21 protein-coding genes and 1 tRNA gene are annotated in these 23,459 nt (G+C 63.0%); 12 read left to right on the top strand and 10 right to left on the bottom strand.

What is annotated here, in order from left to right; translation table 11 throughout:
- Positions 1–3 precede the first annotated feature (3 nt).
- The 4 genes from ACVJGD_RS31075 to ACVJGD_RS31060 form a co-directional block, all read right to left on the bottom strand.
- Positions 4–2,958 carry a formate dehydrogenase subunit alpha gene (locus tag ACVJGD_RS31075; protein WP_456637790.1) on the bottom strand — a complete coding sequence of 985 codons (2,955 nt, stop codon included), beginning with the start codon at positions 2,956–2,958 and terminating at the stop codon, positions 4–6.
- Positions 2,959–2,969: 11 nt separating this feature from the next.
- Complete coding sequence (locus ACVJGD_RS31070; protein ID WP_456637789.1) at positions 2,970–3,182, bottom strand: formate dehydrogenase; 213 nt, start codon at positions 3,180–3,182, stop codon at positions 2,970–2,972.
- A 254-nt stretch (positions 3,183–3,436) separates the two neighbouring features.
- Positions 3,437–4,603, bottom strand: a complete 1,167-nt coding sequence (locus ACVJGD_RS31065; protein WP_456637788.1) for a cytochrome P450 — start codon at positions 4,601–4,603, stop codon at positions 3,437–3,439.
- Positions 4,604–4,979: 376 nt separating this feature from the next.
- Complete coding sequence (locus ACVJGD_RS31060; protein ID WP_456637787.1) at positions 4,980–5,771, bottom strand: helix-turn-helix transcriptional regulator; 792 nt, start codon at positions 5,769–5,771, stop codon at positions 4,980–4,982.
- Positions 5,772–5,991: 220 nt separating this feature from the next.
- Here ACVJGD_RS31060 and ACVJGD_RS31055 point away from each other — a divergent pair, with 220 nt between their 5' ends.
- From ACVJGD_RS31055 to ACVJGD_RS31045, 3 genes are read left to right on the top strand one after another with little or no spacing between them, the layout of a single operon-like run.
- Entirely contained in the window at positions 5,992–7,140 is a 1,149-nt protein-coding gene (locus ACVJGD_RS31055) for an ABC transporter substrate-binding protein (RefSeq protein ID WP_456637786.1), read from the top strand.
- A 27-nt stretch (positions 7,141–7,167) separates the two neighbouring features.
- The gene (locus ACVJGD_RS31050; protein WP_456637785.1) at positions 7,168–8,382 is read left to right on the top strand and encodes a cytochrome P450; all 1,215 of its coding nucleotides are present in this window, start codon (positions 7,168–7,170) and stop codon (positions 8,380–8,382) included.
- An 11-nt stretch (positions 8,383–8,393) separates the two neighbouring features.
- On the top strand, positions 8,394–8,717 hold the full coding sequence (locus tag ACVJGD_RS31045; RefSeq protein ID WP_456637784.1) for a 2Fe-2S iron-sulfur cluster-binding protein: 324 nt from the start codon (positions 8,394–8,396) through the stop codon (positions 8,715–8,717).
- A 103-nt stretch (positions 8,718–8,820) separates the two neighbouring features.
- On the opposite strand, the gene ACVJGD_RS31040 is transcribed toward ACVJGD_RS31045, so the two are convergent.
- Positions 8,821–8,897 (bottom strand) — tRNA-Arg (locus tag ACVJGD_RS31040).
- 309 nt (positions 8,898–9,206) lie between these two features.
- On the opposite strand from ACVJGD_RS31040, the gene ACVJGD_RS31035 reads away from it, so the two are divergent.
- From ACVJGD_RS31035 to ACVJGD_RS31025, 3 genes are all read left to right on the top strand, one after another.
- Positions 9,207–10,556, top strand: a complete 1,350-nt coding sequence (locus tag ACVJGD_RS31035; RefSeq protein WP_456637783.1) for a protoglobin domain-containing protein — start codon at positions 9,207–9,209, stop codon at positions 10,554–10,556.
- A 249-nt stretch (positions 10,557–10,805) separates the two neighbouring features.
- The gene (locus ACVJGD_RS31030; protein WP_456637782.1) at positions 10,806–12,560 is read left to right on the top strand and encodes a peroxidase family protein; all 1,755 of its coding nucleotides are present in this window, start codon (positions 10,806–10,808) and stop codon (positions 12,558–12,560) included.
- A gap of 335 nt (positions 12,561–12,895) precedes the next feature.
- Complete coding sequence (locus ACVJGD_RS31025) at positions 12,896–13,513, top strand: hypothetical protein (protein ID WP_456640430.1); 618 nt, start codon at positions 12,896–12,898, stop codon at positions 13,511–13,513.
- Positions 13,514–13,546: 33 nt separating this feature from the next.
- On the opposite strand, the gene ACVJGD_RS31020 is transcribed toward ACVJGD_RS31025, so the two are convergent.
- Genes ACVJGD_RS31020 through ACVJGD_RS31010 form a run of 3 tightly spaced genes read right to left on the bottom strand, consistent with a single transcriptional unit; the run spans position 13,547 to position 15,275 of the window.
- The gene (locus ACVJGD_RS31020; RefSeq protein WP_456637781.1) at positions 13,547–13,966 is read right to left on the bottom strand and encodes a CAP domain-containing protein; all 420 of its coding nucleotides are present in this window, start codon (positions 13,964–13,966) and stop codon (positions 13,547–13,549) included.
- A 25-nt stretch (positions 13,967–13,991) separates the two neighbouring features.
- Positions 13,992–14,210: a hypothetical protein gene (locus ACVJGD_RS31015; RefSeq protein ID WP_456637780.1), complete on the bottom strand. Its 219-nt coding sequence runs from the start codon at positions 14,208–14,210 to the stop codon at positions 13,992–13,994.
- A 60-nt stretch (positions 14,211–14,270) separates the two neighbouring features.
- On the bottom strand, positions 14,271–15,275 hold the full coding sequence (locus ACVJGD_RS31010; RefSeq protein ID WP_456637779.1) for a 2-dehydropantoate 2-reductase: 1,005 nt from the start codon (positions 15,273–15,275) through the stop codon (positions 14,271–14,273).
- A 144-nt stretch (positions 15,276–15,419) separates the two neighbouring features.
- On the opposite strand from ACVJGD_RS31010, the gene ACVJGD_RS31005 reads away from it, so the two are divergent.
- Positions 15,420–16,019 carry a YidB family protein gene (locus ACVJGD_RS31005; protein WP_456637778.1) on the top strand — a complete coding sequence of 200 codons (600 nt, stop codon included), beginning with the start codon at positions 15,420–15,422 and terminating at the stop codon, positions 16,017–16,019.
- 50 nt (positions 16,020–16,069) lie between these two features.
- Positions 16,070–16,348, top strand: coding sequence for a GlsB/YeaQ/YmgE family stress response membrane protein (locus ACVJGD_RS31000; RefSeq protein WP_130583799.1), 279 nt, complete (start codon positions 16,070–16,072; stop codon positions 16,346–16,348).
- A gap of 130 nt (positions 16,349–16,478) precedes the next feature.
- On the opposite strand, the gene ACVJGD_RS30995 is transcribed toward ACVJGD_RS31000, so the two are convergent.
- Together ACVJGD_RS30995 and ACVJGD_RS30990 are read right to left on the bottom strand one after the other, a co-directional pair.
- Complete coding sequence (locus tag ACVJGD_RS30995) at positions 16,479–17,261, bottom strand: SDR family NAD(P)-dependent oxidoreductase (protein WP_456637777.1); 783 nt, start codon at positions 17,259–17,261, stop codon at positions 16,479–16,481.
- Positions 17,262–17,353: 92 nt separating this feature from the next.
- The gene (locus ACVJGD_RS30990; protein WP_456637776.1) at positions 17,354–18,115 is read right to left on the bottom strand and encodes an N-acyl homoserine lactonase family protein; all 762 of its coding nucleotides are present in this window, start codon (positions 18,113–18,115) and stop codon (positions 17,354–17,356) included.
- A gap of 159 nt (positions 18,116–18,274) precedes the next feature.
- On the opposite strand from ACVJGD_RS30990, the gene ACVJGD_RS30985 reads away from it, so the two are divergent.
- Genes ACVJGD_RS30985 through ACVJGD_RS30970 form a run of 4 tightly spaced genes read left to right on the top strand, consistent with a single transcriptional unit; the run spans position 18,275 to position 23,221 of the window.
- Positions 18,275–19,945, top strand: a complete 1,671-nt coding sequence (locus ACVJGD_RS30985; RefSeq protein ID WP_456637775.1) for an AMP-binding protein — start codon at positions 18,275–18,277, stop codon at positions 19,943–19,945.
- 22 nt (positions 19,946–19,967) lie between these two features.
- Positions 19,968–21,185 carry an ABC transporter substrate-binding protein gene (locus ACVJGD_RS30980; protein ID WP_456637774.1) on the top strand — a complete coding sequence of 406 codons (1,218 nt, stop codon included), beginning with the start codon at positions 19,968–19,970 and terminating at the stop codon, positions 21,183–21,185.
- 51 nt (positions 21,186–21,236) lie between these two features.
- Positions 21,237–22,370: an NADH:flavin oxidoreductase/NADH oxidase gene (locus ACVJGD_RS30975; RefSeq protein ID WP_456637773.1), complete on the top strand. Its 1,134-nt coding sequence runs from the start codon at positions 21,237–21,239 to the stop codon at positions 22,368–22,370.
- Positions 22,304–23,221 carry an IclR family transcriptional regulator gene (locus ACVJGD_RS30970; protein WP_456637772.1) on the top strand — a complete coding sequence of 306 codons (918 nt, stop codon included), beginning with the start codon at positions 22,304–22,306 and terminating at the stop codon, positions 23,219–23,221. Before ACVJGD_RS30975 ends, ACVJGD_RS30970 begins: the two co-directional genes overlap by 67 nt.
- The last annotated feature ends 238 nt before the right edge of the window (positions 23,222–23,459 follow it).

The raw sequence follows: 23,459 nt of genomic DNA, 5'->3' as shown, positions 1-23,459 counted from the left end.
CTCTCACGCGACCCTGATCTGGCAAAGCGTCGCCTTCGGCTCCTGCATGCCGGTCGCGGGGTCGTAGCCATAGGTCGTCAGCGTATTGACGCTTTCGCCGAGCACGATCGGATCGGCGCCTTTCGGATATTTGGCGCGGAGATCGGCGCCCTGGAAAAAGCCGGCGAAATGGAAGGGCATCCAGGCGACGCCCTTGCCGACCCGCTCGGTGACCATCGCCTTGACACGGGTCCGCGAGTTGTTCTCGGCGCCGGTCACCCACACCCAGCCACCGTCCTTGATCCCGCGCTCGGCGGCGTCGGCCGGGTTGATCTCGACGTACATGAACTGCTTCAGTTCGGCGAGCCACTTGTTGGAGCGCGTCTCTTCGCCGCCGCCTTCATATTCCACCAGCCGGCCCGAGCTCAGGATCAGCGGGAACTGCTTTGAGATGGCGCGGTCGACGGCGGCCTTCTGCACCGAGAAGCCGATATTCGGCATGCGGAACTGCTTAGCGTCGGGCAAGGTCGGATAATCGGCGACCAGGTCCGGACGCGGCGTATAGATCGGCTCGCGGTAGACGGGAATCGGATCGGGCAGATTCCAGGCGATCATGCGCGCCTTGCCGTTGCCGTAAGGCGAGCAGCCGTGCTCGATCGCGACCCGCTGGATGCCGCCCGAGAGATCGAGCGACCAGGACACCGCGTCGGGGTTGGCCGAATTGACGCGCTGGATGATCTCCATTTCCTGCGGCGTCAGCTCCTTGTCCCAGCCGAGCTTCTTCAGCACGCCCAGCGTGAATTCGGGATAGCCGTCCTTGATGTCGGAGCCGGCCGAATAGGAGCCCTCGGCGAGAAGATTGACATGATCCTCCCGCTCGACCTCCTGCCCGTTCTCAATCACCTTGCGCTTGACGACGCGCTCGACGCCGAACCGCGCGCGGAAGGTGCCGCCGCCGTCCTTCACCGGAAGATTGGTGTTGTAGAGGATCGGCGAGCCCGGATGCCTGAACTCCGGCGTGCCCCAGCACGGCCATGGCAGGCCGTAATAGTCGCCGCCGACCTCCGGATCGTCCTTCGGCGCCCGCAGCGTCACCAGGTCGAACTTGGCCTGGTTCTTCATATGGGCCTTGAGCCGCTCCGGCGACTGGCCGCAATAGCCGGTCGACCAGCCGCCGCGGTTGATCTCGCGCAGGATGTCCTCGGCCGAGACCACGCCGTTCTCGACCTTGATGTTCTTGAACATCAGGTCGGCAAAGCCGAGCTTCTTGGCGAGCATATACATCGTGTCGTAGTCGTTCTTCGATTCGAAGACCGGCTCGACGATTTTCTCGCCCCATTGCAGCGAGCGGTTGGAGGCGGTACGCGAGCCGTCCATTTCGAAGCTCGTGCAGGCCGGCAGCAGATAGGTGCCGTTCTTGCGCTCGGAGACCACCGACCACGCGGTCGGATAGGGATCGCACACCACCAGGAGCTCGAGCTTCTCGATGCCACGCACCGCTTCCGGCATCCGGGTGATGGTGTTGACGCCATGCCCCATGACGAACATGGCCTGCACCGGATTGGGCTGACTGATCTGGTCCTTCGGCAGCAAGGTCGCGTCGAACCAGCGCGTGCTCGGAATGCCCGGCGTTTCCATCAACTGCTTGCTCGGGAAGCGCGCCTTCATCCAGTCGTAATCGACTTCCCACACCCGGCACCAATGCTGCCAGGCGCCCTCGGCAAGGCCGTAATAGAGCGGCAGCGTCGTGACATCGAGGCCGAGATCGGTTGCGCCCTGGACGTTGGTGTGGCCGCGGAAGATGTTGGCGCCGGCGCCGGGCATGCCGACATTGCCGGTAGCCAGCAGCAACAGGCAACTGGCGCGGACATTGGCGGTGCCGGTGGCGAACTGGGTCTGTCCCATCGCCCAGATCAGCGTCGCCGGCTTCTGCTTGGCGAACAGTTCGGCGATATGCTTGACCTGCGCCTCCGGCAGGCCGGTGACGCGCTCGACTTCCTTCGGATTCCACTTCGCGGCCGCCTTGCGGATCTCGTCAACGCCGTAGACGCGCTGGCTGAGGTATTCCTTGTCCTCCCAGCCATTCTCGAAAATGTGCCACAGCATGCCGTAGACGGTGGCGATGTGGGTGCCCGGACGGACCCGGACATATTCCGTCGCATGCGCCGCCGTCCGCGTCATCCGCGGATCGACCACGATCATGTTGGCGCGGTTGAGCTCCTTGCCCTCGAGGATGTGCTGCAGCGAGACCGGATGCGCCTCGGCCGGATTGCCGCCCATCAACAGGATGGTCCTGGCGTTGCGGATGTCGTTGTAGCTGTTGGTCATCGCACCGTAGCCCCAGGTATTGGCGACGCCGGTGACGGTCGTGGAGTGGCAGATGCGGGCCTGGTGGTCTGAATTGTTGGTGCCCCAGAACGCCGCCAGCTTGCGGTTGAGATAGGCGGCCTCGTTGGTGAACTTGGCCGAGCCGAGCCAGTAGACGGAATCGGGGCCTGATTTCTGGCGGATCTCCAGAAGCTTGTCGCCGATCTCGTTGATCGCGGTCTCCCAGGAAACCCGCGTCCACTGGCCGTTGACGAGCTTGACGGGATAACGCAGGCGGCGCTCGCTCAGGACGTCGTCGCGGACCGCGGCGCCCTTGCAGCAATGCGAGCCGCGATTGATCGGGCTGTCATAGTCTGGCTCCTGCCCGATCCAGACGCCATTCGAAACGTTAGCGATCACCGAGCAGCCGACCGAACAGTGGGTGCAGATGTTCTTGCGGGTCGCGACGGGCGCGCCCGGAGACGGCGGTGGGCCAGCCTCCACCTTGCGCACGCCATTCAGCGTGAGCTCGCCGAGCGCCGCGAGCGTGCCGGCAGCGATGCCCGAACGCTTCAGAAAGGTGCGGCGATCCCATCCGCCACCCGACCTGTCCGCTTCAGCGAGAACAGGCTTTGCACTTCCTCGACGACGATCCGACTTCCTGATCAGCACGAACGCCTCCTCTAGCGGGCGCCGGGGTAGCTGTTGACGCGGTAGAAATCCCGAACCTCAGCGGAATTGGCCTGATAGCGCGCCCTGCGCTTGTCCTTCATATCGACCGATTGCGCGGGTGCCGGCCCCGGCAGCAATGCGCCGACAGCGACCGCGCCGCTGCCCGCGATGGTCAGGCGAAGCAGATCACGCCGAGGAATTTTTCGCTTGGGATTTTCCTTCATATCGCGGCGCGCTCCTAAACCAGGTTCGCTATATTCGTTAGCGTACTCCGCGCGATGCCGGACTTCAATTGCGAACCGATCACGCACTGCAGCAACCGTTACCGGATTTCGGGTGCAGTTTACCAGAAGCCGCTTTTCAAATTCGCACGATCACATTCGCACCTAGCGCCGCGACAGCCCGCCGCAGCCCATCGGGAAAACCTGGACGTGCTGCTCTCTGAAGATAACCGGTGAACGCGAATTTCTTGAGACGCCTAACCCCACCCAACGGGTAAATTGAGCAGTCCCCGAAACGCCCAGCCGCCGATCCGCACAGGTTCACGCTCGACGATGCGGAGGTTCTTCAGCCTGGCAAAGGCGGCCGGAAGCGCAACGTCGGCGACCATGGCGCGCGAAGCCCAGGCGCCGGCGCAGAAATGCGGGCCGGCCCCAAACGCGATGCTTTTGCTGGTATCGCGGCCAAGCTCGAACTTGTCAGCATTATCGAAATGCTTTTCGTCGCGGTTTGCGGAGCCGAACATCAGGAACACCCGATCCTCGGGCTCGAAGGCGACGTCACGAATCTTCCACGGCTTGGCGATGCGGCGCGGCGACATGCCGATCGGCGAGATCCAGCGGGCATATTCCTCGAAGGCCTGCATCCACGGAATCTTGCCATCCATGACCGATTTCAATTGATCGGGGTGCGTCAGCAGCGCCCATGCGGTGCCGGCGATCGCATCGCGCGGCTCGTTTTGACCACCGCTGATCGAGAGCTTGATGTTAGCGCGCACGCTGTCCATCGGCATGCCGGACGCGAGCATCACGCCGAGCAGGCTTTGATCCGGCTTCTTCGCGAGCACCGGCAGCATATCGTCGATCGCAGCATCGATGCCGGACGTCGCGGCGTGACAGCGCGCCTCGACGGCGGGGTCTCCAATGTAATTGGCGATGCCGTCGATCATGCCCTGCGACCACGCGTTCATGTCCTGAAAGCGCATGTTGGTCAGCCCGGTGATCGATTTCAGACATTCCGCCGAAAACGGCAGCGCGAAGTCGCGCACGAAATCGCATGCGCCCTTTGGCTCGAGCGCAGCGATGATGCGGTCGGCATGCGCCTGGAATTGCGCCGTCCAGTGCGATCTGACGGTCTTCGGAGACACCGCGGGAAAGATCGACTTGCGCTCCGACAGGTGAGCGTCGCCGTCCTTGCGCATCATGTTGTGGCCCATCAGCCTGTTCATCAGGCCTGCAGGCTGGTGCGATGAGAAGACGTCGATCTGCTTTTCGGAGATGAAGATATCGTCGCGACTGCATAGCAGCGTGCTGCCGAGCTGCGGCACGAATGCGATCGGCGCGTCCCGACGCAGCTTCGCGAGCATCGGATAAGGATCGCTCCAGAATGCCGCGACGTCGATATCGATACGAGGCGCAGTGCTCAAGGTTCGGCCCTCCGGGTATTCCCCGAAGAGTACCCGGAGGTCGGCGCGACGTCTGTCCCGCTGGTTGGGGACAGGAAGTGGCGCAGCCTCTCTCTTCACCTCTCCCTACGCAGGGCTATCGCATATGAAATAGAACTTGGTGGGCGGTGCCTTCGGGGCCCATCCTTCGAGACGCCGCTGCGCGGCTCCTCAGGATGAGGTCTGATTTCGCGGCGGGATCGATCTTAGACCCTCATGGTGAGGAGCGCCGCTTGCGGCGCGTCTCCGGACGATGCTCCGCATCGCTCGGAGAACCATGAGGCTCGCCTCGTTCGCAGCCACCAAATCGCCATATGCGATAGCCCTGCGTAGGGAGAGGTGAACATGACATCGCGCGCTAATGCGCGGAGCGGGGCAGCGCCATCAGGTGCAATGCGATGCTGAACAGTTCGTTTTGCGAGGAGATGCCGAGCTTCTCATAGGCTCGCTTGCGATAGGTGAAGGTCGAGTGCAGGCTGATGCCGAGATCCGCCGCGATCGCCTCGGATCCATAGCCCGACAGGATCCGCAGGCAGACGTCCTTCTCCCGGCCGGTCAGTTTGAGGAACGGCTCGCGGGTCGAAAACAGCGTCTGCAGTTTTGTCGGCGCCTCTGCGACAATCTCCTCCTGGCAATGACGCGCCACGATCGCGGTGATGGCTGGCGCGATGTTGCAGAGACGCGCGGCTTGGTTGCGGGTAAACCGGCCCTGCTCGGCGGTCCGGTAGAAGTTCACGTAGAAGCAGGCGCTGTCGACCCAGATCGCGGCGGCGATCTTGTCGACGATCTCCGCGTCCTCGAAAAATATCTTCCGATAGCTGTCGCTGTACATGCGACGGGAGAAGCTGGGCAGGACGATCGGGCTCGGCGCTGATCGCTGATGCAGGATCGTCTCCCGGTTCGGATCGGCCAGATGAAAGTCCTCGGAATACGCCACGCCGAGGTCCGGCCCGATGCCAATATTTCCGATTCCCAGTGCGCAGCGCGCCGTTCGTTCCGTCTCGAAGGCAAACACCATGCAATGGCCGACACCGGCCACGGCTCGAACCGTATCCATCAGCACATGCGAGAACGACGTTCGACCGATGGCAAGCACCATCGGTGCAAGGACGCTTGACGAATCTCCCGGTTCCATCGCTGCCGACCCCATCGCTTCCTCCGAATTTTTCTTTAAACCTATCAGCAACATCCAAAGGTTTGAAGCGGTCTCGTACGGTGTCTCGCCACCCCTTTGAGCCGGCATCTGTCACCAATCAGGGGGACAGACGCACACCGCTCGGCAGGCAATAATTATGAAGCGCAGGCATCGCTGATGTCCTCGGCGTATTCCCGCGCGCATTGAAGAAAGAATTCTTGCGGGAGGGACTACAATGAGGCTGGGCCTTGCCGGGCTTTGGATCGTCGTGACCGCGGTTCTCTGCGCCTCGGACGCGAATGCGGACATCAAGGTCGGGATCGTTGTCTCCGCGTCCGGACCGGGTTCGGCGCTCGGGCAACCGCAGATGCGAACGGTCGCCGCGCTGCCGAAGGAGATCGGCGGCGAAAAAGTCGTCTACATCCCGCTCGACGATGAATCTGATCCCACCAAGGGCGTCCAGAACGCCCGGCGCCTGGTGATCCAGGACGGCGTCGATATCCTGATCGGATCGTCGCTGACGCCCGTGACGATGCCGATGCTCGACATCGCCATGGAATCGAAGACCCCGATCATTTCGCTGGCGGCGGCGACCGCCATCGTCCAGCCGGTGGACGACCGCCGCAAATGGGCGTTCAAGGTGGTGCCGAACGATGACCTGATGGCGGCGGCCATCCTCAAATATATCGCGAAGTCGGGGATCAAGACGCTCGGCTATATCGGGGTCTCCGATGGATATGGCGAGGGCTATTACAAGGAAGTCAGCCGGCTCGCTCCGACGCTTGGCCTGACGGTGACGACGCATGAAGTTTACGCGCGCGCCGACACCAGCGTGACGGGCCAGGCCTTGAAAGTGATGGCGACCAGTCCGGAGGCGGTGTTCGTCGCATCCGCAGGCACGCCGGCCGTATTGCCCCAGCAAGCGCTTCGCGAGCGCGGCTATGCCGGCAAGATCTTCCAGACCCACGGCGTCGCGACGGAAGAATTCATCAAGCTCGGTGGCGCCAATGTCGAAGGCGCTGTGTTTACGGGGGAAGCGTTCACGATCGCCGAGGATCTGCCGGCGAACGATCCGTTCCGCCTGGCGCGAGACGAGTTTGTCGCTGCCTACGAAAAGGCCAACGGACAGAAGCCGAACATCTTCGCCGCGCATTTGTGGGATGCTGTCGCACTGTTCAAGAGGGCGGCGGCAAACGCCTTGAAGACCGCCAAGCCGGGTACGCCGGAATTCCGGGCTGCGCTGCGCGATGAGCTCGAGCGCGGCAAGGACGTCTATTTGAACAACGGCCTGTCCACCATGTCACCGACCGACCACAACGGCTACGATGAGCGGTCCGCCTTTCTCATAAAGGTAGAAGGTGGAAAATTCCGGCTGATGCGATAGGGGCAGGCAAGATGAAGGAGGACTTGAATGAGTGCACTCGGCCCCTCTTCCACGACCAGCGCCGTTCCGCATCTGGACGTTGACCCTTTTGCGATCGAGTTCTTCGCCGACCCATTCCCGACCCATGAGGTCCTGCGGGAAACCGGCCCGGTCGTGTATCTGGACAAGTGGAACGTCTACGGCGTTGCACGCTACGCCGAAGTCCATGCGGTGCTGAACGATCCCCTGACCTTCTGCTCCAGCCGCGGCGTGGGCTTGAGCGATTTCAAGAAGGAAAAGCCGTGGCGGCCGCCGAGCCTGATTCTCGAAGCCGATCCGCCCGCCCATACCCGCACGCGGGCCGTGCTCAGCCGCGTGCTGTCCCCGAGCGTCATGAAGCAGGTACGCGACCGCTTCACCGCGGCCGCCGAAGCAAGGGTCGACACGCTGTTGGACAAGCGCAGTTTCGATGCGATCGAGGATCTTGCGGAAGCCTATCCGCTCTCGGTGTTCCCGGATGCGCTTGGGCTGAAGGCCGAGGGCCGCGAGCATCTGCTGCCCTATGCCAGCCTGGTGTTCAATGCGTTCGGTCCGCCGAACCAACTGCGTCAGGAGGCGATCGAACGTTCGGCGCCGCACCAGACCTACATCGCCGAGCAATGCCAGCGCGAAAACCTCGCCCCTGGCGGCTTCGGCGCCTGCATCCACGCGCGCGTCGATGAAGGCGAGATCACCGCCGCGGAGGCGCCGCTCCTGGTGCGCTCGCTGCTGTCCGCCGGTCTCGATACCACCGTCAACGGCCTCGGTGCGGCGATCTATTGCCTGGCCCGCTTTCCGGATCAATGGCAGCTCTTGCGCGACAATCGGACGCTGGCGCGCAACGCCTTCGAGGAGGCGGTGCGTTTCGAAAGTCCGGTTCAGACCTTCTTCCGCACCACGACGAGAGAGGTCGAACTCGGCGGAGCTGTGGTCGGCGAAGGCGAGAAGGTGCTGATGTTCCTCGGCGCGGCCAATCGCGATCCAAGGCGTTGGGACAAGCCTGACAGCTACGACATCAATCGGCGCACCAGCAGCCATGTCGGCTTCGGCTCCGGCATCCACATGTGCGTCGGCCAGCTCGTTGCGCGCCTCGAAGGCGAGGTGATGCTGTCGGCCTTGGCGCGCCGCGTCGCGACAATCGAGATCACGGGCGAGCCGAAGCGCCGCTTCAACAACACGCTGCGCGGGCTCGACAGCCTACCCGTCACGATCACTCCGGCATGACGAGAGAGGCGATGACGGCAATCATCTTCATTCATCCCAATGGCCGAAGCGATCGGATCGAGACCAGCGACGGCGAGAGCGCCATGCAGGCCGCGACCCGTCACGGACTGGATGGCATTCTGGCCGAATGCGGCGGCAACGCCATGTGCGCCACTTGCCATGTCTATGTCGACGATGGCTGGCTTGCGCGCCTCCCCTCGATGGGCGACGAGGAAGACGCCCTGCTCGACGGTACGGCTTGCGACCGTCTGCCGAGCAGCCGCCTATCCTGCCAGATCAGGATGACGCCCGAACTCGATGGGCTGGTACTGCGTCTGCCGGAACGGCAGGTCTGAGTGATTCGACCGGAGAGGGGCCGCAATCCAACTTTCCCGCCGCCGAACCGGGCGCGTGTTTCGAGGAATGGCGTCCTTGTCGGGTTTCCTGCATCGGCAAGAATGGCGATCCCGGGAAGACTCGAACTTCCGACCTACGGTTTAGGAAACCGCCGCTCTATCCGGCTGAGCTACGGGACCGCGAACCCCTCTCTCGGAGTTTCGGCACCTCATAGCAGACTGAAAGCCCGATCGCCAGACTCCGCGGCGGTCGGCGCCGCTCGCGGATGACCCGCTTGAGACAAGGGTTCCGGCGCCCACTGTCCGCACCTGGTCGAAGGCCGCTCCAAGACCAGGCGTGCACCAGATGTGAACAACAAGTTAACCGGCCAACGAGGCTTGCTTGAGCCAGATCAAGGTCGATGACGTCGAATCAGGCGACAATGATTTGTGGCCGCTTCTGGCCGCATATCACCCCTTTCCCTCGCCCTCCTCTACCCGGAGCACTCTGTGAATAGCGCCGGCAGCTTTGCCACCCGTCTCGCCTTCCATCGCATCGACCATCAGACCACTGCCTTGTTGCGCGAGGCGCGCAGCCTCGTCATCGACGCGCTGCCTGGAATCCTTGACCGCTTCTACGATCACGTCGGCCGCTTCGCAGAGACCGCGCGCTTCTTCCGCAGCCGCGAGCACATGATGCATGCCAAGCAGATGCAGATGAAGCATTGGTCCATCATCCTGGAGGGGCGCTTTGACGCCGACTATGAAGCATCCGTGACGCGGATCGGCGAGATACACAATAAACTCGGCCTCGAACCGAGCTGGTATATCGGCGGCTACAATGCGCTGCTGTCGGATCTCGTCAGCGAGGTCGCGATCCGCATGCCGGTGCGCATGCTGAGCCGCGGCTCGGCGGCGAAGCAGGCCGCGATGCAGCGTGCGATCATCAATGCCGCGCTGCTCGACATGGATATTGCGATTGCGGTCTATACCGATGCCGACCGCCGCGACCGGCGGCAGACGCTGGACCGGCTGGCGACGAATTTCGAGACCGCGATCGGCGGCGTGGTCGACATCGTCGCCTCCGCCTCCACCGAGCTGCAGGCGGCGGCGCAATCGCTGCAGGGCGCGACCGACCGCACCTCCGCGAAATCGGGCCTGGTCACGGCCGCCTCGCGCGAGGCGACCACGAATGTCAACGCGGTCGCCGCGGCGGTCGAGCAACTTACCGGTTCGATCCGCGAGATCGGCGAGCGCGTCACCGATTCGGCCCGTATCGCGACCGAGGCGACCGCGGCAATCAATGCCGCCGGCGACAAGATGCAAAAGCTCTCGGCCGCCGCGCAGCAGATCGGCACCATCGTCGGTCTCATCACCGACATTGCCGGCCAGACCAACCTGCTCGCGCTCAACGCCACCATCGAGGCGGCGCGCGCCGGCGACGCCGGACGCGGCTTTGCCGTGGTCGCGCAGGAGGTCAAGTCGCTCGCCGAGCAGACCGCCAAGGCGACCGCCGACATCGCCGCGCAAATCGGCGACATGCAGCAATCGACCACAGAGTCGGCAAACGCCATCGGCGATATCGTCGGCGTGATCCGCTCGATGGGCGAAGTGTCGACCGCGATCGCCTCCGCCGTCGAGCAGCAGGGCGCCGCCACCAGCGAGATCTCGCGAAACATCCAGCAGGCGGCCGTCGGCACCAAGGACGTGTCGAGGAATATCGAGGACGTCATGCATGCCGCCGAGGAGAGCGGCGGTAGCGCATCGAACGTGCTCGATGCGGCGGGCGAATTGTCGCGGCAGTCGGAGCTGTTGCGGAATGAAGTGTCAAAATTCCTCGCAACCGTGAGGGCCGCCTGAGGTCACTTAGCTGCGCACTCGTACGCATCAAGTCGTCAATAGTGCGTTCTGTGCCGCGAGGCACCGCCATTCATCGCAACGCTGCTCCCCTGATCATCGGTTGCACGAACGATGGAAAACAGTTTCCGGAGAATTTCTATGAACTGCACCACACTCCGCTGAGGCATAATGACCTAAGATTGTTCGTTGACAATATAGCAACCGAGACAAAAAGATCGCGCCCCGGGTGGATCATCTGGAGGATTTGCGATGACGATCCTGTTCCAATCCCACAGCGGCCGCGAAAAAGCCAAAGGTCCGAGCCCCCTTACAGCACGTGCGATCGCACGTGCCGCACCACCAGCGGTGCCGGATATCGCGGTCGATGAGCAGGCCGACTTCGGCTATTTCGTGCCGCCGCTCGATGCGCCGGAAAATTACCTGCCTGAATCGCAGACGACGGTGAACGAGCTCGACGGGCTCGGCAATCTCATGATCGAGGCGGCCGGACCCGGCGGTGCCGATTCAAACATGCCGCCGGTGCTGACCTATTGGGGCCAGTTCCTCGACCATGAACTGACCGCACGCACCGATCGCGAGACGGCGATCAGCAGTGTCCAGAATGCGCATCCACCGGTGCCGTCTTCGACCGTCGAAAGCAGCTTGAGAAACGCGCGCACGCCGCGGTTCGATCTCGACAGCGTCTATGGCGGTTCGCCGGTCGGTCCCGACATCACCGCGGACGTCGCGACCGTCATATCGGGCCTGCGCCATCCGACGCTTCGCAACAAGATGCGCGTTGGAACGTCGGTCGATCCGGCTCCACTGCCGGACGGATTGGACCAGCATCGCGACCTGCCCCGATACGTCCAGGTTCAGCCTGCGGTCCGCAATGCAGCCTTGCGCGTTGCCCAGGCGTCGCTGTCGCCGTCGGAATTCGCAAAGTTCTCGGACACGTTGCCACAGCGTGCGCTGATCGGAGACACGCGCAACGACGAAAACCTCGTCGTCGCGCAGTTTCACCTGAGCTTCCTCCGGTTTCACAACAGGGCCATCGACTTCCTCGAAAGCCATGACACCGGCTGGATACCGGATTTTGCATCGGCCCAGACGTTGACGCGGCTGCACTACCAGTGGCTGGCCGTCGAAGGCTACCTGAAGGGCGTTTGCGATCCGGCTGTGGTGAACCGCGTCATCCAGGACCGGGCTTCGCATTTCTTCAAGTTCAGGGCCGAGTTCGATTCGCGGCGGCAGAACACCAGGCTCGGCAACGCGCTGCCGCTCGAATTCTCCGTGGCCGCTTACCGCTTCGGCCATTCGATGGTTCGCGGCGCCTACGACTTCAACAAGAACTTCGGGCTTGAAGCAGGATTCGCTCCAAGAGCGACCCTTGACCAACTGTTCCAGTTCACCGGCGGCGGTGGCGCCATCGACACCAGCAAACGCCTCCCGAAGATCTGGGTCATCGACTGGACGCGCTTTGTCGATGCTTCTGCACCGCCGCGCGTCGCCCGCAAGATCGACACCGCGCTGGCTCCGCCGCTGAACGAGATGGTCAAGGAAGGCAACGACGAGACCAATCCGCAACTGAAGGCGCTGTTCAAGAGTCTCGCACGCCGTAACCTTCGCCGCGGATACAATCTCAGGCTTCCGACCGGCCAGGCCCTTCACAGTCACCTCAAGCAGACTGGCGCTGTTCAATCGGCCCCGATTACCGACGTATCGGCCATTTTCAGCGCCAAGCCGACACTGCGCGACTTCCTCAAGAATTCGCAGTCGAAATTCGCGGAGCGGACGCCGCTGTGGTTCTACACCTTGGCCGAGGCGGAAGCCGGCGGCGGCAACCGGCTGGGCGAGGTCGGCAGCTTCCTGGTCGCCTCGACCTTCATCGGCGTCCTCCTGGCGGATCCCGATTCCGCGCTGTCGCGCGGGTTCCATCCGAACCAGAGCCCACTGCGGATGAGCGGCAACACGCCGATCGATTCGATTGCAAAGTGGATGCGCTTTGCAAGCGTCATGGAATAGGAACTCTCGACCTCCCTCGCTTGCGGGGGAGGTCGGTGCACACGCGCCGGCTGAAGGAACTTTTCCACTCCACCAGCGTGAACGGCGGCGACGGCCCGGCGCTGTCGCCGCCCCCGCCGGGGGCAGTCGGGCGTGTATGTTGTCCCTTCGCCTTGAAATTTCTTGAAAATTTTAGTCGAAGCGGGACATGACCGTACGTCACTGAGCGCCGCAGATACCCTGTGGACTCGCGGTTCCGCCGTGACAAGCGCCATCAAAATGACGACAATCCGCCCAACTCTCTCGCTGGTTCGAATCTGGCCGGGAATGCCTCTGTGATCGCCTCGCGTTTGTTGATGCTCAGTGTTGCCGTCGCCGGTGCAGCCGTGCTTGCACCTGCGCGCGTCGACGCGCAGTGGTGGCGCGGCACCCCAAGGGATTTCGAGGAATGCGCTGATGTCGCCGAGAAGGCGAAGACGAAGCAGGAAAAGACGTCGCAGCTCGCCGAATGCAACGCGAAATTCGCCGGCCGCCGCAAGGCGGGTGGCGGCTACACTTATTACGACTTCCTGCAGGATCGCTCATTCGACATCTCCGGCCCAAACCCCACGCCGGAAGAGCAGAAGAAGATCGACCAGGAATATGCACGCTATCTGGAAAAGCAGCGTCGCGAGAATATGACCGCGGCGCTGGCCCTAAGGCAGCAGCAGGAAGCGGAAGCGCAGGCGCAGCCGCCAATGCAACTGCCCGCGCCGCCGAGCATCCAGAAGGTAACGTTGCGGACCGAGACGACGCGGGTGCCGGTGCCGGTGGCAAGCCCGGTCAAGCAGGCCGAACGCATCAGAGCCGCCAAATGCGCCAAGAACGCGTTCTCTTGCGAGTGGCCGCGGCTTTCCGAGAGCTGGAACGAGTTCAAGAAGATTTTCAACGCGCAGCCGCCGGCGCCGTCCACCAAGGCGAAACAGCGTAGCTGATGCTCTCGCGCTACGAGGCTGCGATCAGCGAATCTAATCCGTGATCACCATCGCCCAGAATTTCCGGTAAGGCGATTTCGGATTGTCGACCGCGGCAACGCCGACGCGACGGGCGCCTTGCATCAGCAGGTTCTCGCGATGGCCGGCCGATTGCTCCCATTGCTTGAGCATTTCGGCAAAGGTCAGATATCCGGCGCCGATATTTTCCGCCGCGCGCGATTTCCGCAACGGCCGCACGCGGGTGAAGAAGCTGCCGCCGGCGGAATGGCTGACCGCACCGGTCGCCGCCATGGCTTGCGCCTGCCTCAACGCCATCGCGCTCAGCTTTGCGTCCAGCTTCACCGCCGCCAAGCCGTGCGTGCGACGATAGGCGGAGATCGCGCCGGCGTAATCGGCGGCCTCCGCGCCCACGGCTGCACCGAGACACAGGCACAGCGCGAGGAAAAACCTCATGAAGAACCGCATCGGCATCAGGGGGCTAGCGCGGATGGGTTCGCCTGGGGCGGCGCGGCAGGACGGGCTTGGGGACGGGCGTAGACGGCTCGAAGGCCGGCGCCGACGATGCCGCGCGGCTCTCCTGCAATCGCGCGTCATAGCCCGGCGAGGGGACGACCGTCGGCAGCGCTGCATGCGAGGGCGCGACCACACCTAAAGCCAGGGCCGCAACCGACCACGGTACCGCGGAGATGCGTTTCATCGATCCTTCCCCATTGTGTCCGCACTGTAGTTCGCGCGGGATCGGCGCCTTTTCAAGGCATCAGCCGCGAATCTGCTCCGGCGTCAGCCCGGGCGAGCCTTTGCCCGCCACCTCGGCCTGCTTGACCAGCTCGACGATGCGCCGCGACAGCGGCGCCTCCAGCCCGCGCCGGTCGGCGATCTCTGTGATGACGCCTTGCAGATAATCGATCTCGGTGCGGCGCCCGCGCGCAAGATCCTCCCACATCGAGGAGCGCGCCTCCGGATCGATCTTCATGGTGCGCCCGAGCAGCGCCTCGAAGATCACATCGGGCAGCCGCAACAGCGGCGGCATCAGGCCGGCAGAGATCGGCGTCGGCGACACCGGCCTGATGCCTTCCGCCTTGATCGCGGCGAGCCCCTCCGCCATCTGGTCGGCGAACAGCATTCGCCAGCTTCGCTGCGCGAGCTGCCGGCGCAGCGGGATGTCGGACAGCGCATTCAGCGCGTTGTTGAGATTGACGATCAGCTTGCCCCACTGCACGCCGTCGATATTGTCGGTGGCGCGCATCGCAAGGCCCTGCACCGACAATCGTTGCGCGGTGCCCGCCGCATCCTGTTCGACGACGATCGCGCCCGAGGTCGAGCGATGGAATCTGCCTTCGCCAAGCGAGACCACGTTGAACGGCACCATGCCCCCCAAGACCTGCCGTCCCGGCAAGCGCTGGCGCAACACGGCGACATTGCCGACGCCGTTCTGCAGGCTGACAACGATCGCATCTGCAGGCGCGTATGTCAGGATGATGTCGGCCATGTCTGCGGTATCCGCGCTCTTGACCGTGACCAGCACCACGCCGGCGTCGTTAAAAATCGAGGGATCGTCCGACAGCGTGATCGCGTTCGCGGCGAGCCTTTGCTCCGACCCTTCGAAGCCAGTCAGCCGCAGCCCGTTACCCCTGATCTCATCGACCACGCGCGGCCGTGCCAGCAGCGCCACCTTGCGGCCGCTGGCTGCCAGCATGCCACCGACAAAGCAGCCGATGCTGCCGGCTCCGGCGATCCCGATCGGTCGATCCAAAGCATTCATCCGCCGTTCAACCCCGCGACCATAATCGATAGCAGAGTTGGCATTTTGTGCCTACCGAACCGAAGCCAGACTGCGGCCGTGCCTTGTAACCGTCATGGGCCCCCGTTATGTTTTCGGCGCGGGGCAGATACGCGGGAGAAAACGATGGGTTTACTCGACGTACTCAACGGCATGCAGAATGGCCCGCGCGGCCCGAGCACGCCGAGCGCCGAATCCGACAAGGGCGGCATGTCGCCAATGACCATGGCCATCCTGGCACTGCTGGCCTGGAAGGCGGTCAAGCATTTCACCAATCAGCCCGGCGAGGCCCCACGGCAGGCGCCGGCTCCAACCCCGACACCCGCTCCCCCGCCCGGCAATGTTGTCACCGCAGGTCTGCCTGGCGGTCCGGCCGGCGGCGGACTGAGCGATCTGCTCAAGGGCGGCCTTGGCGGACTGCTCGCGGGCGGTGCTGCCGGCACGGTCCTCAGCGGCGGGCTCGGCGATCTTCTCAAGCAACTCCAGGACAACGGGCTCGGCGACCAGGCCGATTCCTGGGTCAGCAACGGCCCGAACAAGCAGGTCGCGCCGGGCGATCTCGCCAATGCGCTGGGTGCCGACCAGATCGACCAGATCTCCTCGCAAAGCGGCCTGTCGCGCGACGACTTGCTCCGCGGCCTGAGCCAGTATTTGCCCGACGCGATCAACCACCTGACGCCCGACGGCCGACTGCCGAGCGATGATGAAATGTCGCGGCGAGTCTGATTGCGGCCGCGAACAAAGCTGCTCTCTCGTTTCAGGAAAGGACGACCGCCATGAGCGGCATCTTGTGGATCATCATCGTCGGCTTTGTCGCCGGTATCATCGCGCGCTTCCTCTCGCCGGGACCGAACAACCCGAGCGGGTTCATCCTGACCACTGTACTCGGGATCGCCGGCGCGTTCCTCGCAACCTGGATAGGTCAGGCGATCGGCCATTACAGCCCCGACCAGGGCGCCGGCTTCATCACCGCCACGATCGGCGCGCTGGTGGTGCTGTTCATCTGGAACCGGCTGGTGGCGAGCGGCGTCATTCCCGATCCCGGCAGACGGTAGTCGTTCGCCGCTTTGAGCGAGCGCACGTAGGGTGGGCAAAGCGCAGCGTGCCCACCATCCACGGTCGGTGCAAGAAGGGTGGGCACGCTGCGCTTTGCCCACACTACGCGGTGCTCTCGCGATCGACGATTCACGAAATCAGATGCATGCCCGCATCCATGCGCACGCACTCGCCGGTCATATTGCCGGAGGCCGGCGTCGCCAGGAAGCAGACGAGCTGCGCGATATCGTCCGCCGTTGAGGCGACTTTCAGCGGCACCCTCGCCACGACAGCATCGCGCACCTGCTTGGCGCCGGCTTCCCCGCGGCCCTTGGTGAACCAGGGCGTATCGATATAGCCGGGACATACCGTGTTGACGCGAATGAGCGGCGCGAGCGCACGTGACAGCGACAGCGTCATGGTGTTGAGCGCGCCCTTGCTCGCGGCATAGGCGATCGAGGAGCCGACGCCGGAGATGCCCGCGACCGACGAGACATTCACCACCGCCGAGGCGCGCCCCGACGCGTTCGCCGCGGCTTCAAGCAGCGGGCGGGTCGCACGCACCATCTGGAATGGCCCGATCGTGTTCACCGCGTAGATGCGCTGGAAATCTTCCGCCGCGAGCCCGTCGAGATTGTCGTGCGCCACATGCTTGGTGGTGCCGGCATTGTTGATCAGCGCATCCAGCCTGTCCCACGACGCCGCCGCAGCAGCAATCTTGCGGCAGTCCTCGTCGCGCGACACGTCGCCCTGCACCACCACGACCTCGGCGCCGGCGCTGCGGCACAGATCGGCGGTCTCTTCCGCTTCCTTCTTGCTGTTGGAATAGTTGACGACGACGCGCCCGCCGCCCCTGGCCAGGATCTGCGCGGTCGCGGCCCCGAGGCCGGACGCCGAGCCCGTCACGATTGCATACAAACCATCCTTCGACATCCGCATTCCCTCTTTTGTCTTGCGAACCTTTTCTTGCGATGGCGATACCATATCGCGCAGAAAAATACCTGCAATCGCGAACGCGCCAGGCTTCACGTGTAGGCGTTCTGACCTTTTTGCAGGCTGGCCCATTGTGCGTCGTCATGGCCGCAAATGATCTGCACGCCGGCCGCTTCCAGTTTCGCGATCTCATCCAGAGATTTCAGGAACAGTTCGGCGTCCAGGGTGTTCTTGGGGACCGTGCGCTGATCGAGATTCGCGCGAACGCTCAACGCGTCGGAGGCGAGCAGGAATTCACCGCTCCGGTCCAGCTTGACGAGAGCTCCGGTCGTTCCTTTCGAATGTCCCGGCAGCGGGATCAACGTCAGCCTTCCGTCGCCGAACACATCCGTCTGCCGGTCGACAATCTGCAACGACGCCGGATGGTCCCAGTCCGCCCTGATGTATCCGCGGTCGAAGGCATTGGACGCATTCGCGGCCTCGATCTCCAGGGCGTGAACGAAGATCGTCGCCTTCTTGAAGAATTCATTGCAGCCGCAATGATCCGTATGCAGGTGCGAACAAACCACCACGTCGATATCGTCAGCATCAAGACCGACCGCCTTCAGGCTCGTCAGCACATGGTCGCCCGCCGGCATGATCGGATTCATGTATTTTGCCAGCGTCCCCAGCCGCGCTTCAGGATTAGTCGCGACATCAGGATGACATCCGGTGTCGAACAGCACATTGCCTTGCGCGTGCCGCAGCAGAATGCACGACACCGGAAGCTCGAACATCTCGCCCCGCTCCGCATCAGGGTAGTAGGTGCGCTTGTTCATTCGCAGGCGCCCACCCGACAGCACGTGCATTTTCATCTTTCGATCCTCCTTTTCACCTCAAACTACATATGAGTTTTTACAAAACTCATAATGGATTTGACACCGCATTAGCGCGGCTTGTAGCTTCCGCGCAATAACTTGCGGGCCATCGCGCAGCAACGCGCTCAACGAAGCACTTCCGGCGGATCGGCATCGTTGACATCGGCCAGCGACCAGTCTGGGGAAGCTTCGACCAAGATGTACACCGTGTTCAGCATGTTTGCGGCGACCGCTGACGCTGCATCGTTCAAGCCATTTCTGTGCATTCCCGAACGTCGTGGTCGCGCCTATTTCCCTGATGGCATCGAGCTGTCCTATGGACAGATGGTCCGGCAGATCGTCACATTGCGCGATCGATACCTTGCATCGGGTTTCGGGCATGGGCATCGCGCCCTCCTCTTGTTGGAAAACCGGCCCGATTTCATCGTTCACTGGCTGGCGCTCAATTCGATCGGCGTCTCGATCGTTCCGATCAATCCGGCCTATCGCGCGGCGGAAATCGAGTATGTGATTTCTCACGCCGAACCCGACCTCGTCGTCACGCTGCACGATCAGAAGGAATTGCGGAAGGCGCTGACAGAAGCTGTCCCTCTGCTCGCGGTATCCGGCGACAATCTGGCAGCGAGCGCGTCGCGAATTCCGCTCGCCAGACGTCCGCCGCCGCTCGCAGGAAATCCGGGAAGCGATACCGAAGCCGCGCTGCTCTACACCTCGGGCACAACAGCGCGTCCGAAGGGATGCATTCTGACGAACGAGTATGTGGTCACGGCCGGCCGCTGGTATGCGAGCCGCGGCGGCGAGGCGGCTTTTCATGTCGGGACGGACCGTCTCTTCAGTCCGCTGCCGCTGTTTCACATGGCCGGCCTCACGCTGACGACCATGGCGATGATGCTTACCGGCGGCTGCCTGATCCTGCCCGAGCGGTTCAACGCAAAATTTGCGTGGCGCGACATCGTCTCCTGCCGGGCCAACGTTCTGCACTATCTCGGCGTGATCGTCGCGGCATTGCTTGCGCAGCCCGAGTCGCCGGACGAGAAGAGTCACTCGCTGCGCTTTTCGATGGGCGTCGGCGCCAATCCGGAGCAACGAACGAAGGCCCGTGAACGCTTCGGCATCCCCTTCGTCGAGGGCTGGGGCATGACGGAAACGGGACGCAGCCCCTTCAACACGGTCGAGCCGCGTCACCTGGAGACCAACACGATCGGCCGCAGCGAACCGGGCTTCGAGATGATCGTCAAGGATGCCGACGACAAGGCAGTGCCTGCGGGCTCCGTCGGCGAACTCTGCGTTCGCCATTCCGCCGCAACACCGCGAAAGGGCTTCTTCACCGGCTATCTCAAAGACCCCGAAGCCACCGAGCACGCCTGGCGCGGCGGCTGGTTTCACACCGGCGATAGCGCTTGGCAACACGAAGACGGCGCGTTCGTGTTCGTCGACCGGCTGAAGCATCTGATCCGGCGGGCCGGCGAGAACATTTCGGCGGCCGAGATCGAGGGCGTGCTGACGACGTCTCCTTTGGTCGAGCAAGCGGCGGTCGTTGCGGCGCGCGACCCGATCCGCGAGGAAGAGGTCGTGGCCTTCATCATATCCGGCGACCGCGCCAATGCATCGCACGACCTTGCAAAGACGATATTTCGCTTTTGCGCCGAGCGCCTGGCGCCGTTCAAGCTGCCGGCGTGGATCGCCTTCGTGTCCGAATTGCCGCTGACCTCGACCAACAAGATTCAAAAGCATTCGCTTCTGGGAGCAGACGGAGACCCGCAGTCATATCCGGGAATCATCGACCTGCGGCAAGACAAAGCCAACGCCATTAGGCAGGCCAACTAACAATAAGGAGAACGAGGAAACCATGAGATCGACCCTTGGATGGATCGCTGCGTGTGCGGCAACGTTGACGGCCGCGTTCGCAGCAACGCCTTCCCGCGCGCAAATCTCCGACGATGCGGTGAAGATCGGCGTCCTGACCGATCAAACCGGGCTCTACGCCGACGCGACCGGGCCCGGATCGGTCGAAGCCGTGCGCATGGCGATCGCGGATTTCGGCGGAAAAGTTGCGGGAAAGCCCATTGCGATGGTCGATGCCGATCATCAGAACAAGGCGGACGTCGGCGCAACCATCGCCCGGCGCTGGTACGAGCAGGATAACGTCGACGTTATCGTCGACTTTGCCAATTCGGCGGTGGCGTTCGCCGTGCTCGAGCTCACCAAGCAGAAGAACAAGGCGATGCTGGTCTCGTCGGCCGGCTCCTCGGATCTGACCGGCAAGGGCTGCTCGCCGAATTCGGTGCAGTGGACCTACAACACCTATGCTCTCGCCAACAGCACCGCGCGCGCCCTGGTCAAGGAAGGCGGCAAGCGCTGGTACTTCGTCACGGTCGACTACGCGTTCGGTCACGCGCTTCGTAACGATGCAGCCAAGACCGTCGAAAAGCTCGGTGGCGCCATCGTCGGGGAAGTGCGCCATCCCCTCAACAGCATGGATTTCTCGTCCTATCTGCTTCAGGCCCTGGGCTCGAATGCCGACGTCGTGGCGTTCGCAAATACTGGCGGCGATCTCGCCAACTCGATCCGGCAGGCACAGGAATTCGGGCTGGCGAGCAAGCACAAGCTCGCGGCCTTCCTGATGCAAACCAGCGATATCCACGCGATCGGCCTCTCGACGGCCCAGGGACTGCAACTCACGACCGCCTTCTATTGGGATCTCGATGACAAGACGCGTGATTTTGCGCAGCGGTTCTTTGCCAAGACCAAGAAACGGCCGACGATGGTCCAGGCCGGTCTTTATTCGGCGGTGACGAACTATCTCAGGGCCGTCGAAAAGTCGGGGACCGACGACGGTCCCAAGGTGATTGCCCAGATGAAGGACATGCCGATCGACGACTTCTTTGCGCGCAACGCTTATTTGCGCGAAGACGGTCAGCTCATCCACGATATGTATCTCGTGCAGGTCAAGTCCCCTGCGGAGTCCAAGGGGGCCTGGGATTATGAGAAGCTCGTTCAGGTCATTCCGGGCAAGGAAGCCTTCGCTATGCCTGAGGAAAGTGCGTGCCCGCTCCTCAAGAGATGACTGCCGATTGTTCCAATGGATCCGCAAACCCTGCGTAAGGCTGGACATCGAATGACTGAACTGCCGCTGCTCTTCACCCCGCTTCAACTTCGCGATCTCGAATTGAAGAACAGGATCGTGGTCTCGCCGATGGCCACCTACTCGGCGCGCGAGGGGTTCGCGACCGATTGGCATACCGCCCATATCGGCAAGCTCGCGGCTGGCGGCGCCGGACTGGTGTTCGTCGAGCAGAGTTCGGTGAGCGTCCAGGGACGCATCACCCATGGGTGTCTGGGCATCTGGAGCGATGACCAGATCGAGGGCCATGCCGGACTCGCCGCGCTGATCCACCAATTCAATGCCAAGGCCGCCATCCAGATCGCGCATAGCGGCAGAAAGGGTTCTTCCCAACGTCCATGGGAAGGCGGCGGTCCGCTCGGCCAAGCCGATATCGATGCCCGCGCAGAAGGACCGTGGGAGATCGCAGCGTCCAGCAGCATTTCGTTCGACACCGGCTGGCCCATGCCCCACATGCTGACGGCCGCGGAGATCGATGTCGTCGCGGAAGATTTCCGCCACGCCTTTCGTCGCGCCAGGGCAGCCGGCTACGACGTCGTCGAATTGCACTGCGCCCACGGCTATCTCATGCATTCCTTCCTTTCGCCACTGGCGAACAACCGCAACGACGAATATGGCGGTTCACGGGAGAACCGGATGCGTTTGCCGCTCCGGGTGGCCGCGATCATGCGCGAGGAGTGGCCTGACCATCTGCCGGTGTTCGTCCGCATCTCGTCGGTCGACGGCGTCGATATTGGCTGGTCGATCGAGGATTCGATCGCGTTTGCGACCGAACTCAGGGCGATCGGCGTCGACGTCGTCGACTGTTCGTCGGGCGGCATGAAACTCCCGCGTGGCAACTCGCTGGTATCGCGGATCCCGGGCTTCCAGGTCCCCTTCGCCGAACGCATTCAAAGGGAGGCCGGTGTGCCAACCGTCGCAGTCGGGCTTATCCGCGAAGCCGAATATGCGGAAAGCATTCTGAGGGACGATAAGGCCACGCTTATTGCGCTTGGCCGCGAGCTGTTGTGGAATCCGAACTGGCCCGCCCAGACGGCGCTTGCGCTCGGATGCGATGCCGAGTGGTCGCACTGGCCGGAGCAGTATGGTTGGTGGCTGAAGCGGCGGGTGGCGCAGCAAGGAAGATAGCGATGCCGGCGGCGAAGCAAGATCTGGCGAAGGTGGGCGCAACGGCCGGTTTGCGCTCGGTCAGCAGCTCGGACGGCCCCGGCGATACATCGCGCGACCTTCCGAAGATGGAGAATTCGGTCAAGTCGGCGAAGCGCGTGTTCGACGTGCTGGAGTTCTTCGAGGAACATCAGCGGGCCGCATCGGCCATCGAGGTCGCAAGCGCGCTCAAATTCCCGCAGTCGAGCACCTCGGCCTTGATGCGGACGATGACGGCTTTCGGCTACCTCCATTACGACTCCAGCCGCCGAACCTATATCCCGACGCCGCGGGTCTCGATGCTGGGGCACTGGCTAAGTCCGGCCCTGTTCACCAGGGGTCGGTTGATCAATCTGATGGAGGACCTCTCGGCCAGGACGGGGGAAACCATCATGGCCGCGGTGCGCAACGGCCTTAGCGCACAATATATTCATGTCATCCAGGCGAAGCTCCCCATGCGCCTGCACGTCAAGGCCGGAACGCTGCGGCCATTGGCAAGATCAGGCTCAGGCTACGCCCTGCTGTCGACCTACCCGGATCGCGAGGTCCGTCGCCTGGTTCGTCTGATCAACGCAACCGAAACGCCGGACCGGCAAGTCGACATCAAGGCACTGTTGCTGGAGCTGAGAAAGGTGCGGAGCCAGGGCCATGCCTTTTCGGTCAACCTTGTGACGCCCGGAGCCGGCGTTGTGGCCATGAACCTGCCTCCGATCGCCGAGTCGAAAGAGCCGCTGGTGCTCTGCGTGGCCGGGCTGACCGATGCACTCATTGCCCAGGAAACCGAACTCGCAGAACTGATGGCGAAGGCGATCAGCTTTCATCTGACCGATTGAACCGATGATGTTGCGAACCGATCCACGATTTCACAGAGACGGACGGCGGCTCCAAAATCCGTTGCGCGGAAATTCATGCTCCCTCTGGTGGGCCTGCGGGGACCCCATGCCGCCGCCGCAGGCGGCCCTGCGGACAGCGCTTGTCATGGCTATGGCTTTTCCTCATCATAAAGCGCAAGAACGCAATGCACTTGGCGCGACAGTTTGGCGCGCCCAGGACGTGCCAAATTCCATATTT

The organism is Bradyrhizobium sp. USDA 10063, assembly GCF_054063735.1.
Note: the sequence above shows the minus strand (reverse complement) of the source record. Positions and strands in the feature narration are given on the sequence as shown.

Bases quoted from the DNA above. Each gene is read 5' to 3' on its own strand.
- ACVJGD_RS31070 (WP_456637789.1), bottom strand. From the start codon at position 3,182: ATGAAGGAAAATCCCAAGCGAAAAATTCCTCGGCGTGATCTGCTTCGC.
- ACVJGD_RS31060 (WP_456637787.1), bottom strand. From the start codon at position 5,771: ATGGGGTCGGCAGCGATGGAACCGGGAGATTCGTCAAGCGTCCTTGCA.
- ACVJGD_RS31055 (WP_456637786.1), top strand. From the start codon at position 5,992: ATGAGGCTGGGCCTTGCCGGGCTTTGGATCGTCGTGACCGCGGTTCTC.
- ACVJGD_RS31050 (WP_456637785.1), top strand. From the start codon at position 7,168: ATGAGTGCACTCGGCCCCTCTTCCACGACCAGCGCCGTTCCGCATCTG.
- ACVJGD_RS31045 (WP_456637784.1), top strand. From the start codon at position 8,394: ATGACGGCAATCATCTTCATTCATCCCAATGGCCGAAGCGATCGGATC.
- ACVJGD_RS31030 (WP_456637782.1), top strand. From the start codon at position 10,806: ATGACGATCCTGTTCCAATCCCACAGCGGCCGCGAAAAAGCCAAAGGT.
- ACVJGD_RS31025 (WP_456640430.1), top strand. From the start codon at position 12,896: ATGCTCAGTGTTGCCGTCGCCGGTGCAGCCGTGCTTGCACCTGCGCGC.
- ACVJGD_RS31020 (WP_456637781.1), bottom strand. From the start codon at position 13,966: ATGAGGTTTTTCCTCGCGCTGTGCCTGTGTCTCGGTGCAGCCGTGGGC.
- ACVJGD_RS31015 (WP_456637780.1), bottom strand. From the start codon at position 14,210: ATGAAACGCATCTCCGCGGTACCGTGGTCGGTTGCGGCCCTGGCTTTA.
- ACVJGD_RS31010 (WP_456637779.1), bottom strand. From the start codon at position 15,275: ATGAATGCTTTGGATCGACCGATCGGGATCGCCGGAGCCGGCAGCATC.
- ACVJGD_RS31005 (WP_456637778.1), top strand. From the start codon at position 15,420: ATGGGTTTACTCGACGTACTCAACGGCATGCAGAATGGCCCGCGCGGC.
- ACVJGD_RS31000 (WP_130583799.1), top strand. From the start codon at position 16,070: ATGAGCGGCATCTTGTGGATCATCATCGTCGGCTTTGTCGCCGGTATC.
- ACVJGD_RS30995 (WP_456637777.1), bottom strand. From the start codon at position 17,261: ATGTCGAAGGATGGTTTGTATGCAATCGTGACGGGCTCGGCGTCCGGC.
- ACVJGD_RS30990 (WP_456637776.1), bottom strand. From the start codon at position 18,115: ATGAAAATGCACGTGCTGTCGGGTGGGCGCCTGCGAATGAACAAGCGC.
- ACVJGD_RS30980 (WP_456637774.1), top strand. From the start codon at position 19,968: ATGAGATCGACCCTTGGATGGATCGCTGCGTGTGCGGCAACGTTGACG.
- ACVJGD_RS30975 (WP_456637773.1), top strand. From the start codon at position 21,237: ATGACTGAACTGCCGCTGCTCTTCACCCCGCTTCAACTTCGCGATCTC.